Origin of the sequence: Enterovirga sp. (genome assembly GCF_028290205.1) — a bacterium.
In the GTDB taxonomy this organism is placed as follows: Bacteria; Pseudomonadota; Alphaproteobacteria; order Rhizobiales; family Beijerinckiaceae; genus Enterovirga.
This window is the reverse complement of sequence record NZ_JAQGKF010000151.1, coordinates 1-13,379: the sequence shown is the minus strand read 5'-3', so window position 1 is coordinate 13,379 and position 13,379 is coordinate 1. Positions and strand designations below refer to the sequence as shown.

Below are 13,379 nucleotides of genomic sequence, written 5' to 3'. Positions count from 1 at the left end.
TGAGGCCCGAGACAGGTTCGGGCTGACGGCGCCCCAGAGACGCCGCCCCCCCACAGGAGGCTCGACCGTGTTGGACCGTCGTTCCGCCCACGCCCTCGCGCTGCTGCTGTCCGCGTCGTGGCCGGCGGCCGCCCAGACGCAGCTCCTGAACGTCTCCTACGATCCGACCCGGGAGCTGTACCGCGACATCAACGCCGCCTTCGCCAAGAGCTGGCAGGCGCAGAGCGGCGAAACCCTGACCATCCGGGCCTCGCATGGCGGCTCGGGCGCCCAGGCCCGCAGCGTCATCGACGGTCTCGCGGCCGATGTGGTGACGCTGGCTCTCGCCCCCGACATCGACGCCATCGCCCGGGCCGGGAAGCTGCCCGAAACCTGGCAGTCGCGGCTGCCCAACAATTCGGTGCCCTACAGCTCGACAGTCGTGTTCCTTGTCCGCAAGGGCAATCCGAAGGCAATCACCGACTGGGAGGATCTCGCCAGGCCCGGCATCCAGGTGATCACGCCGAACCCGAAGACGAGCGGCGGGGCGCGCTGGAACTACCTGGCGGCCTGGGGCTACGCGCTCGGCCGGTGGAACAGCGAGGACAAGGCGCGGGACTTCGTGGCCGCGATCTACCGCAACGCTCCCGTGATGGACACGGGCGCGCGCGGCGCCAGCGTCACCTTCGCCCGCCGAGGCCTCGGCGACGTACTCATCACGTGGGAAAACGAAGCCTTCCTGATCTCGGCGGAATTCGGCCACGACCAGTTCGACCTCGTCGCGCCGTCCCGCTCGATCGTGGCCGAACCGCCTGTGGCGCTGGTGGACCGCAATGTCGACCAGAAGGGGACCCGCAAGGCCGCCGAGGCGTATCTGGCCTTTCTGTACGGGCCGGAGGCGCAGCGCATCATCGCCCGCCACCACTACCGGCCGTCCCGGCCTGACGAGACCTCCAGGGCCGAGCTCGAGCGGCTGCCGAAGCTGGACCTGTTCCGCCTCGAGGACGTGTTCGGCAGCTGGACCGAGGCTCAGGCCAAGCATTTCGGTCCGGGGGGCGTGTTCGACAGCTTCGCCCGGACTGGGCGCTGACACCATGGCGCCAGCGGTGAGACGCCTGCGCGTCCGGGCCCCGAGCGCGATCCCGGGCTTCGGCATCGCGCTCGGCTACACCCTGGCCTATCTCGGCCTGGTGGTGCTGCTGCCGCTCTCCGCGCTGGTGTTCAAAACGGCGGGGCTGGGCTGGGCCGGCTTCGCCGCCATCGCCGGCGACCCCCGCATCCTGGCGGCCCTGCGCACCTCCTTCGGCGTCGCTTTCGCGGCGGCCGTGGTCGCTTCGCTGTTCGGGCTGCTCATTGCCTGGGTTCTGACCCGCTACCGCTTTCCCGGCCGCCGGCTGGTCGATGCGGCCGTGGACCTGCCCTTCGCGCTGCCGACCGCCGTGGCCGGCATCGCGCTGGCGACCCTCTACGCGCCGAACGGCTGGGCGGGCGGGGTGCTGGCGCCGTGGGGCATCAAAGTCGCGTTCACGCCGCTCGGCATCTTCGTGGCGCTGGTCTTTGTGGCGCTGCCCTTCGCGGTCCGGACCGTGCAGCCGCTGATCGGGGAGATCGACCGCGAGCTGGAGGAGGCGGCCGCGACCCTCGGCGCCACCCGCAGCCGGACCGTGCTCCGGGTCATCCTGCCTCCGCTCCTGCCGGGGGTCCTGACCGGCTTTGTCCTCGCTTTCGCCCGCGCGGTCGGGGAGTATGGTTCGGTGATCTTCGTGGCCGGCAACCTGCCCTTCGTGTCCGAGATCGCGCCGCTTCTGATCGTCATCAAGCTCGAGGAGTTCGACTATGCGGGCGCGACCGCGGTCGCGACCCTGATGCTGCTGATCTCGTTTTCGGCCCTTCTCGCCATCAACCTGCTCGAGAGCTGGTCGCGCCGGAGGTTCGGCCATGTCTGAGCGAGAGACGGCCCCGCGGCGGGCGCCCGCCCCACAGCGGGCCACAGCGGTCACGGCGGAGCCGCCCTGGATGCGCCGCCTCCTGATCGGCGTCGCGCTGCTGTTTCTCTCCGTGTTCCTGATCCTGCCGCTCGCCGTGGTCTTTGCCGAGGCGTTTCGGGGCGGGCTCGCCGTGTACCGGGCCGCCTTCGCCGATCCGGACGCGCGCGCCGCCATCGCGCTCACGGTCACGGTCGCGGCGATCGCCGTGCCCCTGAACCTCGTCTTCGGCATCGCGGCCGCCTGGGCGGTCGCCAAGTTCGACTTTCCCGGAAAGAGCCTGCTGATCACCCTGATCGACCTGCCCTTCTCGGTCTCGCCCGTCGTGGCGGGCCTGGTCTTCGTGCTGCTGTTCGGCTCTCAGGGCTGGCTCGGTCCCTGGCTCGGCGGGGCCGGGATCGAGATCATCTTCGCGCTGCCCGGGATCGTGCTCGCGACCGTGTTCGTGACCTTCCCGTTCATCGCCCGCGAGCTCATTCCCTTGATGCAGGACCAGGGGAACGCGGACGAGGAGGCCGCCCTGACGCTCGGGGCGTCGGGCCTGCGCACCTTCCTGACCGTCACCCTGCCGAACATCAAATGGGCGCTGCTCTACGGCGTGTTGCTCTGCAACGCCCGGGCGATGGGCGAATTCGGCGCCGTCGCGGTGGTGTCGGGCCACATCAGGGGTCTGACCAACACCATGCCGCTGCATGTCGAGATCATGTACAACGAGTACAACCTCGTGGGCGCCTTCGCGATGGCGTCGCTCCTGGCTTCGCTGGCCCTGGTCACGCTGGCCATCAAGTCCTTTCTGGAATGGCGGTTTGCCGGCGCGATCGCGTCCGGACCGGCCCACTGAGCCCCGCCATGGACATCCGGGCCCTCGGCATCACCAAGGAATTCGGCCGCGCCGCCGCTCTCCGGGATGTGGACCTCGAGGTGCGGTCGGGCGAGCTGATGGCCCTGCTCGGGCCGTCGGGCTCGGGCAAGACCACGCTTCTGCGCGTGATTGCGGGCCTGGAGCAGCCCGACGCCGGCGAGATCCGCTTCGGCGACGTGGACGCGACCCCCATCCCGGTGCGGCGGCGGGGCGTGGGCTTCGTGTTCCAGCACTATGCCCTGTTCCGGCACCTGACGGTGTCCGACAACGTCGCCTTCGGGCTCAGGGCACGCGGCCGGAGCCGCCGCCCGCCCCCGGCCGAGATCGCCCGCCGCGTGCGGGACCTGCTCGACCTCGTCCAGCTCGCTGGCTACGGCCACCGCTTTCCGTCGCAGCTCTCCGGCGGCCAGCGGCAGCGCGTGGCGCTGGCCCGCGCCCTGGCGGTCGAGCCCAAGGTGCTGTTGCTCGACGAGCCCTTCGGGGCCCTCGATGCCCGCGTCCGCAAAGACCTGCGCCGATCGCTGCGCGAGATCCACGACGCCACGGGCCAGACCACCGTCTTCGTCACGCACGACCAGGACGAGGCTCTTGAACTCGCCGACCGGGTGGCGATCCTGAACGGCGGTCGCGTGGAGCAGGTCGGCACCCCCGACGAGGTGCATGATGCGCCCATCTCGGCCTTCGTCATGGGATTCGTGGGCGAGAGCACGCAGCTGCCCGTTGAGGTGCGGGCCGGCGAGGTCTGGTTTCGGGAGGCCCGGATGGCGGTGCCGCCCCAGGGCTGCGCGCCCGGACCAGCTACGCTGTTCCTGCGCCCGGACGATCTTGCCTTCTGCGCCCCGCAGGACGGCTGGCCGGGGCAGGTGCTGATGATCAGGCGGGCGGCGGGCGGGCGGCGCGCCGAGGTGAAGCTCGCGGGCCCGGGCGGCCACCTGGTGGAGATCGACCTCCGCGAGGGCGAGGCGGCGATGGCGCGGGGCGACATCGTCCACCTGCGCGTTCGGGCCGGCCGCGTGTTTCCTGCCCGCGCCGACGCGGCTCAATCGGTGGAGTCGCGGCCCCAATCCGGCCGGGTGCCGATGCCGTAATAGCTCGGCTTGCCGAGGCCCCATTCCGAGCCGACATAGCCCGGCCCGCCAGTGACGCGCCGCGCCGGCCGCAACCCGGGCGGGCTGGAGGCCGCACCGCGCCACCGCGGAAAGGCCGAATCGAACTCGGTCCGGACCGGCGCCGCCCCGGGCTCGCTGGCCCAGGCGGGTGTCGCACCGGCCACGGCGGCGAGGGCCGTGACGGCAAGAGCGGCTGCGGGGACCCGAATCTTCATCGCCCGAGGCTACCGACTTGGGACGGCCAAGTCGTTAACGACCCCTCAAGATCAGCCCGCTGTGAAATGTCACAGGTTTTCACCGAACTTTAAGCACCCGGCCGTCTGATGTGCTTGGCAGCACCGGAGAGAGGCCGCGGCATGGACACGACGATCCGCCCCGAGCTCGACGCCAAGGACATCATCGCCCGCATCATGGAGGAGATGGAGGAGGTCATCGGCCTCATCCATCGGCCCGGGCGCCCGGACGTGACGCGACCCGTCCCGGCATCCCCGGAGGGCGCCCAGGATTGCGGACGCGCCGCGCCGGACCGCATCTGATCCGGGCCGCGTGATTCCCACCCGGGCCGTCTGGTTGGCGGCTGGACAGCATCTTATATGCCGGCCGGCGAGGTTTCGGCCGACATGGGCGTGGAACACCAGATCCGAGCGGTTCCGACTTTGCGGCGGCCCGCAGCCGCGCGCTGGCTCGCGCCGGCATTGCTGCTCGCCCTGGCGGGCTGCTCGACGGCCGTTCCAGTGGTGATCGAAGGCAAGGGCATCGGCGCGATCACGGGGCGGGCCAATACCAGCGGCGGCTATACGGGCGAGCTCACGACCGATTCCCAGCGCTGCCGGGGGACGTTCACGGGCCCGCTCGGCGGCGACACCGTGCCGCTCGAAGTGTCCTGCACCGATGGCCGCAGTGGTCTCGGTACGGCCGTGATCGCCGACGGCCGGCTCCTGCGCGGGGAGGTGCTGCTGGATGACGGCTCCCGCCTGACCATCCGGGCCTCCGGGCCGGGCTTTCCCTGAGCGGGCCGGCGCGCCGGCGCGTCCGCGGCACCCGGTCGGGACCCGGCCGGCCCGCCATCTGGGGCTGGCTTCTGTTCGACTGGGCCAGCCAGCCCTTTTTCACGCTGGTGACGACCTTCGTCTTCGCGCCCTATTTCGCGGCCGTGCTGGCGCCCGACCCCGTCCGCGGCCAAGCGCTCTGGGGCTATGCGACCGCGGCGGCGGGCCTGTGCCTGGCCGCCCTGTCGCCGCTTCTCGGCAGCGTCGCCGACGCCTCGGGCGCCCGAAAACCCTGGATCGCCGCCTCCTGCGCCGTGCTGGCCGTCGCCACCGGGCTGCTCTGGTTTGCCGCCCCCGGCGCGGCGCTGGCCGTGCCTCTGGCGCTCGGGCTGTTCGCGCTGGCCACGGTCGCGGCCGAAACCGCAGCCGTGTTCAACAACGCCATGATGAGCCGGCTGGTGGGGCCGGAGGCGCTGGGCCGGCTCTCCGGCACGGGCTGGGCGGTGGGCTATGCGGGCGGGCTCGTCTCGCTCGTGCTGGTGCTCGGCTTCTTGGTCGCCGATCCGGCCAGCGGCCGCACCTATCTCGGGCTCGAGCCGCTGTTCGGCCTCGATCCGGCCCAGCGCGAAGGCGACCGGGCCGCCGGGCCCGTCGCGGCCGTGTGGCTGCTCCTGTTTCTGTGGCCTCTGTTTCTGTTCACGCCCGACGCCCCCTCCACCGGCCTGCGCTGGCGCGAGGCGGCCCGGGAGGGGCTGCTGCGACTGCGCTCCACGCTCGGGGAGGCGCGGGCGCGACCGAATCTGCTCCGCTTCCTCCTGGCCAACATGATCTACCAGGACGCCCTCGTGGCGCTGTTCGCCTTTGGCGGCATCTATGGGGCGGGCGTGTTCGGCTGGGGAGCGGCTGAACTCGGCCTGTTCGGCATCCTGCTCACCGTGGCCGGCACCCTGGGTGCGCTCGCGGGAGGGCGGCTCGACGACCGGCTGGGGGCCCGGACGGTGATCCTGGGCGCCCTTGCGGCGCTGATCCTGGTCTGCCTCGGCGTCCTGTCGCTCGGCCCGTCCCATGTGCTGTTCGCCATCGAGGCTGCGCCGGCGCGGCCGGGAGACGGGATTTACGGGAGCGCGCCCGAACAGCTTTTCGTGGGCCTCGGTCTGGTGATCGGGGCCGTGGCCGGCCCGCTTCAGGCCTCGTCCCGGGCCTATCTGGCCCGGCTGGTTCCGGCCGAGGAGGCCGGCCGCTATTTCGGCCTCCTCGCCCTGTCCGGCAAGCTCACGTCCTTTCTCGCACCGCTCCTGGTGGCCTTGGCCACGCAGGTGAGTGGAAGTCAGGCGGCGGCGCCCGCGGTGCTGATCGCCTTCTTCACGGCCGGCCTCGCCTTGGCCTCGACGCTCAGGCGAGCGTGACCGCGGTTCCGGTCGCCGTCACCATCATCATGCTCTCGGTCGCGCCGATCGCGCCGTAATCGATGTCGACCCCGACCACGGCGTTGCCGCCGAGGCGCTGGGCCTCCTCCTGCATCTCCCGCAGCGCCGTGTCGCGGGCCCGGCCGAGCACCTTCTCGTAGGCGCCGGAACGGCCCCCGACGATGTCCCGGATGGATGCGAACCAGTCCCGGAAGAAGTTGGCGCCCAGGATCGCCTCCCCCGACACGACGCCGTGATAGGCGGTGATGCGGTGGCCTTCGACGCTGGGCGTGGTGGTGACGAGCATGGCGGTGTCTCCGTTGCCGCCCGCATATGGGAACGCGAGCCGGCACTGTCGCGGGCTCCCGGCGCGTTCCACGGCCGGGCTGCGGCTCAGCGGCGGTCGGGGCGGGCCGGCGAACGCGTGAGCCTCGGCCGGCGATCACAGACGAGCCCGAGCGCGTCCACGAACAGGCCGGAGCGGCCCGCCAGGCCCGTCACCGCCTCCTCGGGCCCGCATTGCGACTGGAAGGCGAGCGTGCTGCCGTCGAACGGCCCCGGGCTCGGGTGCCGGGTCCAGCAGCCGTTGCCGGTGTGCGTGCAGACGGCCGTGTCCTGGGCCGGGTCCGCGGCGTCCACCTGCCGGCATCTCAGCTCGACATAGTCCAGGTATTCCGGCCGGTTCTCGGCCCGGGTGAAGCCGATCCTGATCCCGGCCACGAACCGGTCCGCTGGGCAGGTCTGGCCCGTCGGGACGCCCCCCTTGCCGCCATGCGGCACGCCGGCCGGGCTTGCACGGCCGAAACTGTGGCCCGCGGCACCGTCGCGGCTCTCGGGCGCCTGCGAGGCGCACAGGGGCTGCACGGATTCGATCAGCGAGCCGGCCCGGAGGAGCAGGCCCGTCAGGTAGCTGCCGGCCGGGCAGACCGTCCGGAACGGCGTGCCCCCGGCGCCGCCCTGCACCGGGAGGTCCCGAGCGCTGGCCGCGCTCGGCAAAGCGGCGCAGGCCAGGAGCAGGCCGCCGAGAAACCGTGTCGCCCGGCGCATGGCCGTCTCCCGCCGGGATCGCTGAGGCGGCCAGCTAAGCCGAATGTCCGGCCGCCTTCAACCGCCGGCACCGGAGCGGTGCCGGCCGCCCGCTCAGTGCCGGAAGTGGCGGTGACCGGTGAACACCATGGCGAGGCCGCGCTCGTCGGCGGCCCGGATCACCTCGTCGTCGCGCATCGAGCCTCCGGGCTGGATCACGGCCGTCGCGCCCGCTTCCGCGGCCGCCAGAAGCCCGTCCGCGAAGGGGAAGAAGGCGTCGGAGGCCACGACCGCGCCGCGCGCCAGGCTCTGGGCGAGGCCGGCCGCCCGGGCCGCCTCGTCGGCCTTCCAGGCCGCGATGCGGGAGGAATCGACCCGGCTCATCTGCCCGGCCCCGATGCCGACCGTGGCGCCGTCCCGGGCGTACACGATGGCGTTGGACTTGACGTGCTTGGCCACCCGGAACGCGAAGCGCAGGTCCGCCAGCTCCTGGTCGCTCGGAGCCCGGCGGGTCACGACGCGGAGCTCCATGTCGTCCACCACGGCGTTGTCCCGGTCCTGCTGCAGAAAGCCGCCGGCCACGGTCCGGACCGTCTTCCCGGCGGCGCGCGGGTCGGGAAGCCCACCCGTCAGCAGGAGCCGCAGGTTCTTCTTGCGGCCGACGATCTCGATCGCCTCGGGATCGGCCTCGGGCGCAATGATCACCTCGGTGAAGATCTCGACGATGCGGCGCGCCGCCTCGGCGTCGAGCCGCCGGTTCAGCGCCACGATGCCGCCGAAGGCCGAGACGGGATCACAGCGCAGCGCGCGCTCATAGGCGTCGAGCAGGGTCCCGGCCTCCGCCACGCCGCACGGATTGGCGTGCTTGATGATCGCCACCGCGGCCGTCCGGGCGGGGTCGAATTCGGCCACGCATTCAAAGGCGGCGTCGGTGTCGTTGACGTTGTTGTAGGAGAGCTGCTTGCCCTGGACCTGCCGGGCGGTGGCCACGCCCGGGCGCCGCTCCGGAAGCCGGTAGTAAGCGCCGGCCTGGTGCGGGTTTTCGCCGTACCGCATGCTCTCGACCAGCGTGCCGCCGAGTGCGGCCACGGAGGGCGCCGCGAGCTTGAGCTCGCCGGCCAGCCAGTTCGAGATGGCGGCATCGTAGGACGCCGTGCGGCTGAAAGCCTTCTGGGCGAGCTCGCGCCGGAGCGTCGCCGTGAGGGCCCCGTCATGGCTCTCAAGTTCGGCCAGCAGGCGGCCGTAATCGGCCGGGTCGACCACCACGGCGACGTCGTTGTGGTTCTTGGCCGCGCCCCGGATCATGGCCGGGCCGCCGACGTCGATGTTCTCGACGCAATCGTCGAACGCGCGACCGGCCGCAACCGTCTGTTCGAACGGGTAGAGATTGACCACCAGCAGGTCGATGCCGCCGATGCCGTGCGCCATCATGGCCGCCTCGTGGGCAGGGTTGCCCCGGATGGCCAGCAGGCCGCCATGCACGGCCGGATGCAGGGTCTTGACCCGGCCGTCCATCATCTCGGGGAAGCCGGTCACGTCAGCCACGTCCTCCACGGCGAGGCCGGCGGCGGCGAGCGCCGCCGCGGTGCCGCCGGTCGAGACGAGGGTGACGCCGCGGCGCGCCAGCGCTTCGGCGAAGGGCACGAGTCCGGTCTTGTCGGACACGGAGAGGAGCGCGCGCGCGATGCGGCGCGTGTCGTGGGGCATGGACCTGTTCCGGTGAGCGCCGCCGCTTAGCACGGGTCGGCGCGCGGCGGAACGCGGCGCTTAGCCGGCCAGCAGCCGGAAGCGCCAGCGCAGGGTGAGCCGGTCCCCCGGCCCGGCCGTGGGCAGGTCGAGCACGATCTGGCGGGTGGCGCGGCGGCCCTCGCTGACGGCGAAGAAGACGCTCCCTTCGAGCCGCGGCGCTCCGGCCGCGCCCTGAGCGTCAAACAGCCAGACGTCCCCGGCCGAACCCTGGATCCGGATCTCCCCCTCCGGCTCCGCGACCACGGTTGCCGAGGGATGCAGGTGGAACCGGAGCAGCGCAGAGGCTGCGGTTCCGTCCTGGGACAGGCGGAGAGTGTCGGCGCCGGCAAGTTCCCGGCCGTCGGCTGAAAGGCGCAGGCGGCGCTCGTGCGTGGCCCCGAAGCCCCGCAGGTAGCCGTCGTGATGCGCCGACAGGATGACGTCGCCATCGACCGTGATGCCGCGTTCGGCGCCGACCGCGCGTGGACCGGTGACCAGGACGGGGCCGAGCCGGCCCCACAGGAACCGCTCGGCCCAGCCCAGCCCGGCCGGGCCGCCGACGGGCAGGGCCCGGCCGGAGGGTTCGCCGCCCATCACCAGGGTGGAATGGGCCGCTGTGAGGCGGGCCGCGTCGCGCGCCGGGCCGCGGCCCGGAGGCGCGCCGCAATTCACCACGAGGCGGCTCTCCCCGCGCGACAGCTCGAAGGACAGACAGCCCGCATGGGCGCCCGCCGAGGCGGCGAGCGGAGGCGCCGCCCCGGTTTCGGCCAGCACCACTGTGCCGCCGGCCTCCATCCGGTCGTAGCCGGACCAGGCTGCATGCAGGGCCGGAGCGCCGCGCTCCCGGTCGAGCGAGAGCAGGACGGCGAGATCGGCGAGGGGGGTCCGGCCCATGCCATTGAAGAGCGCGAGGTCACCGGAGCCGTGCCGAAAGAAGCGCAGCATCGGCGAGAGCCGGTCGATGGCCCGGTCCAGGGCAGCCGGAATCGGCACCGACCGGGTGGCGAACAGGAGCCGGAGCGGGAGAAGGTCCTGCAGCAGGTCGAGACAGGTGCCGGGATTGCGGCCCACATGCCCTCCGTCGGCCAGAACCTGCGCGTCGAGCTCGGCCGACAGAACCCGGGTCACGCGCGACAGCCTGCGCTCGAGCCCCTCACAGCAGAGGCTGGCCAGGCACAGGCCGATGGCGGCCGAGAGCCGGTCGGCCGGCACCGGCGCGTCCCGCATGCTGCGGTCGAGCCGGGCCGCGTCGCGGCCGAGCGCCATCAGGTAGCGGCGGTAGAGCGCCGGGCTGGCCCCCGACAGGAGCAGCGGCGAATGGGCCAGGAGCGACGCGACGCGGCGCGCTGCGACCCGGGGCTCGCGGGCCGGGAAACGGTCCAGGTTGCGCCGGAGCGGCCCAAGCGCCTCGCCGACCAGGCGGCGGGCGAGGTCCTGCGCCTCGCCCGTCTCGGAAAGCCGCAGATGGCGCAGCCAGCCGAAGCCGTAGAGCTCCTCCGCCCATTCGGCGGAAGGCGGCTGGACCGCGAAGGGCGAGGTGGCGCCGATCCGCATGGTGCGGTCGCCGAACACGTAAATTCCGGCGGCCATGTCCTGTGCGGCCCCGGGATCGGCCACGCGCAGGTCGCGGGGCGCGAACAGGATGCGGACAGGCATGCGCACGCGACCGGGCAGGCGCAGGAGCCGCCGTCCGAAGGCGGCGAGCTCCAGAGCCGCTTGACGGACGGCTGCCCGCAACACGGGCCAGCGATCGGGCGCGCTCGCCACTCTCCCTCCTCGCCATCCCGCGCCAGGACGGAAGACGCCCCCCCACGCTTCCTCTATCTGACTCAGCGGCCTTAACCCATTCTTAGCCTTGGCGCGGCGCGGCGCCAGCCTTGTCCTTGCGCCGCCGCAGCAGCGCGGCGAAGAAGCCGTCCAGCCCGCCGCGCTGTTCGGGGCTCGCCGGATCGGCCGGCCACAGATCCGGCGCCGTCCTGAGGTCGCCGTCGGAGGTCACGAAAGCCTCGTCGATGCCGAGGTCGGCCGCGGTCCAGGGTTGCCGCTCCCAGGCGGGATGCCGGGCAAGAAAGCTCTGGACCTGCCGCTCGCCCTCCTCGGGCTCGAGCGAGCACACGCAGTAGACGAGCCGCCCGCCCGGCCGCACCAGTTCGGCGGCATGATCGAGGAGGCGGCGCTGCAGCTCCGTCAGCCCCCGCAGGTCGGTGGGCGACTTGCTCCACAGCACGTCCGGATGGCGCCGGGCGGTTCCGGTCGCCGTGCAGGGCGCATCGAGCAGCACCGCGTCGAACGGCTCGGCCCGGTAGGCGAGCGCATCCGCGCAGACGATCTCGGCCGCGAGGCGAAGCCGGATCAGGTTGTCCCGCACCCGCTCGAGCCGCGGCGCCGAGCGGTCCAGCGCCGTGACGCGGGCCCCGGCCGCGGCCAGCTGGGCGGTCTTGCCGCCGGGAGCCGCGCAGAGGTCGAGCACGCGCTCGCCGGGCTGGGCCGCGATGAGGCGGGCGGGCAGAGCCGCGGCCGCGTCCTGGACCCACCAGGCGCCGTCCCGGAAGCCGGGCAGCTCGTGCACCGGGCGGCGGTCAGCCACCCGGACGCTGCCGCTCGGCAGCACGCGTCCGCCCACGTGCTCGGCCCATTCGGCCGGGTTCTCGCGGCAGGTCAGATCGAGGGCCGCGCCAGCCCGGTGCGCGGCCGCGATGGCCAGCAGCCGATCCGGCCCGTAGCTCGCCTCCCAGCGCTCCGCGAGCCAGCCCGGCACGTCGACCAGCGGCGGCGCCGCGGCCAGGATCTCGTCGCGCTCCCGGGCCACGCGTCGCAGCACCGCGTTGACGAGCCCGGAGAGGTGCTGCGTCCGGGGATGGCCCTGGACGAGCCTGACCGAGAGGTCGACGGCGGCGTGGTCTGGCACGTCGAGAAACAGGATCTGGGCCGCGCCGGTGGCCAGCACGGAGGCGAGGTCGGCATCGGTCGGCAGGCCCTTGGCGAGCCGCGCTTCCAGCGCCGTCCGGATGGTGCCCAGGCGCCGAAAGGTCGTGACCGCGATGGCCCGGCTCAGGGCGTGGTCGTCGCCCCGCAAGGCCGTGGCCGCGACGTCGTCCAGCGTGGCGTGGCGCGTCAGGATGGCGGCCACCAGCTTGGCGGCTTCCCGCCGGGCGGCGAGGCCGGCCGGACCGGCCGGAGGGGTCGCAGTGGGGTGGGGCCGGGGCCGACGCGCCTTCATCGGGACCACGGACCCGAGCGCGGCAGGCTTCCGTGGGGCGGCGCGGCTCCGGCGGGTCGCCAGGCTGCGCCGCCGGCCATCTCGGCCGCGAGCTGCTGCAGCGCGGCGATCCGGTTGGCGGTGGCCGGGTGTGTCGAGAACAGGCTGTCGATGGCACCACCCCGGAGCGGGTTGACGATGAACAGCGGGGCCGTGGCGGGGTGCTGCTCGGCCGGCACGTTGACGATGCCGGTGGCTGCCCGCTCCATGCTGGCGAGCGCGGAGGCGAGCCCGTGCGGGCTGCCGGCGATCAGCGCTCCGTCGCGGTCGGCGACGTATTCCCGCGAGCGGCTGATCGCGAACTGGATGATGGCGGCCGCGACTGGCGCCAGCAGCGCCGTCGCGAGGCCGAGCAGCGGGTGCGAGCGGCCGTCACTGCGGCCGCCGAACAAAAATCCGAACTGGGCGGCGGTGGAGACCGCCCCGGCGATGGTGGCCGATACGGTCATCAGCAGCGTGTCACGGTTGCGAATATGGGCGAGCTCATGGGCCACTACACCCGCAATCTCCTCGCGGTCCAGCAGCCGGAGCAGCCCGGCCGACACGGCCACGGCGGAGTTTTGCGGATTGCGGCCCGTCGCAAAGGCGTTCGGCTGCTCGGTTTCCATCACATAGACGCGCGGCATGGGCAGTCCCGCCCGGGCGGCCAGCGCCCTCACCATGGCGACCAGCTCGGGCGCCGTGCGGTCGTCGACCTCCTGCGCGCCGTGGGCGGACAGCGCCAGGCGGTCGGAATTCCAATAGGCGAAGAGGTTGGTCGCCGCCGCGATGCCGAGCGCCACGACCATGCCGGTGCCGCCGCCCAGCGCGTAGCCGACCGCTCCGAACAGGGCCGTCAAGGCGGCCAGGAGCATGCCAGTCTTGACGAAGTTCATCGCGCGCTCCAGCTCACCTGAATGAAGGATCCCGTTGCGTCTCATGTAGGAACGCCGCCCGCTCCCGAAGAGGGGAGCCGCGACGATCGCGAGCTGACGCCGGCGGCCCGCCGGGCGCTCGACGAGGCTGCGGCCCGGCGGGCCGAGCGGGACGCCGCGGC

The 13,379-nt window shown here is 72.8% G+C and carries 13 protein-coding genes and 1 pseudogene; 7 read left to right on the top strand and 7 right to left on the bottom strand.

The features are described 5' to 3' along the window. Positions 1-67 precede the first annotated feature (67 nt). The 4 genes and pseudogenes from JWR86_RS11090 to cysA form a co-directional block, all read left to right on the top strand. Positions 68-1,069 carry a sulfate ABC transporter substrate-binding protein gene (locus JWR86_RS11090; protein WP_299565049.1) on the top strand — a complete coding sequence of 334 codons (1,002 nt, stop codon included), beginning with the start codon at positions 68-70 and terminating at the stop codon, positions 1,067-1,069. Between the two features lie 4 nt (positions 1,070-1,073). Continuing rightward, entirely contained in the window at positions 1,074-1,925 is an 852-nt protein-coding gene (gene cysT / locus JWR86_RS11085) for a sulfate ABC transporter permease subunit CysT (protein ID WP_299565046.1), read from the top strand. Then, the gene (gene cysW / locus JWR86_RS11080; protein ID WP_299565043.1) at positions 1,918-2,805 is read left to right on the top strand and encodes a sulfate ABC transporter permease subunit CysW; all 888 of its coding nucleotides are present in this window, start codon (positions 1,918-1,920) and stop codon (positions 2,803-2,805) included. Before cysT ends, cysW begins: the two co-directional genes overlap by 8 nt. Before the next feature lie 8 nt (positions 2,806-2,813). Continuing rightward, a pseudogene (cysA, locus tag JWR86_RS11075) lies at positions 2,814-3,776 on the top strand (sulfate ABC transporter ATP-binding protein); the annotation flags it as partial. Between the two features lie 89 nt (positions 3,777-3,865). Here the strand turns inward: cysA and JWR86_RS11070 are convergent. Further along, on the bottom strand, positions 3,866-4,150 hold the full coding sequence (locus JWR86_RS11070; RefSeq protein ID WP_299565037.1) for a hypothetical protein: 285 nt from the start codon (positions 4,148-4,150) through the stop codon (positions 3,866-3,868). Positions 4,151-4,291: 141 nt separating this feature from the next. On the opposite strand from JWR86_RS11070, the gene JWR86_RS11065 reads away from it, so the two are divergent. Genes JWR86_RS11065 through JWR86_RS11055 form a run of 3 tightly spaced genes read left to right on the top strand, consistent with a single transcriptional unit; the run spans position 4,292 to position 6,330 of the window. Beyond that, complete coding sequence (locus tag JWR86_RS11065; RefSeq protein ID WP_299565034.1) at positions 4,292-4,471, top strand: hypothetical protein; 180 nt, start codon at positions 4,292-4,294, stop codon at positions 4,469-4,471. Positions 4,472-4,528: 57 nt separating this feature from the next. After that, a complete protein-coding gene (locus tag JWR86_RS11060) occupies positions 4,529-4,945 on the top strand; it encodes a hypothetical protein (protein ID WP_299565032.1) in 417 nt (138 codons plus the stop codon). Next, a complete protein-coding gene (locus JWR86_RS11055) occupies positions 4,942-6,330 on the top strand; it encodes an MFS transporter (RefSeq protein ID WP_299565051.1) in 1,389 nt (462 codons plus the stop codon). Before JWR86_RS11060 ends, JWR86_RS11055 begins: the two co-directional genes overlap by 4 nt. On the opposite strand, the gene JWR86_RS11050 is transcribed toward JWR86_RS11055, so the two are convergent. From JWR86_RS11050 to htpX, 6 genes are all read right to left on the bottom strand, one after another. Continuing rightward, on the bottom strand, positions 6,317-6,637 hold the full coding sequence (locus tag JWR86_RS11050) for a heavy metal-binding domain-containing protein (protein WP_299565030.1): 321 nt from the start codon (positions 6,635-6,637) through the stop codon (positions 6,317-6,319). The two genes, JWR86_RS11055 and JWR86_RS11050, sit on opposite strands and share 14 nt — an antisense overlap. 86 nt (positions 6,638-6,723) lie before the next feature. Continuing rightward, positions 6,724-7,377, bottom strand: a complete 654-nt coding sequence (locus tag JWR86_RS11045) for a hypothetical protein (RefSeq protein ID WP_299565028.1) — start codon at positions 7,375-7,377, stop codon at positions 6,724-6,726. Between the two features lie 93 nt (positions 7,378-7,470). After that, complete coding sequence (gene purH, locus JWR86_RS11040; RefSeq protein ID WP_299565025.1) at positions 7,471-9,063, bottom strand: bifunctional phosphoribosylaminoimidazolecarboxamide formyltransferase/IMP cyclohydrolase; 1,593 nt, start codon at positions 9,061-9,063, stop codon at positions 7,471-7,473. Between the two features lie 60 nt (positions 9,064-9,123). After that, positions 9,124-10,851 carry a heparinase II/III family protein gene (locus JWR86_RS11035; RefSeq protein WP_299565022.1) on the bottom strand — a complete coding sequence of 576 codons (1,728 nt, stop codon included), beginning with the start codon at positions 10,849-10,851 and terminating at the stop codon, positions 9,124-9,126. An 82-nt stretch (positions 10,852-10,933) separates the two neighbouring features. Beyond that, positions 10,934-12,304, bottom strand: coding sequence for an RsmB/NOP family class I SAM-dependent RNA methyltransferase (locus tag JWR86_RS11030; RefSeq protein WP_299565019.1), 1,371 nt, complete (start codon positions 12,302-12,304; stop codon positions 10,934-10,936). Next, positions 12,301-13,218, bottom strand: coding sequence for a zinc metalloprotease HtpX (htpX, locus tag JWR86_RS11025; protein WP_366914580.1), 918 nt, complete (start codon positions 13,216-13,218; stop codon positions 12,301-12,303). The genes JWR86_RS11030 and htpX overlap by 4 nt, the downstream gene beginning before the upstream one ends. Between the last annotated feature and the right edge of the window lie 161 nt (positions 13,219-13,379).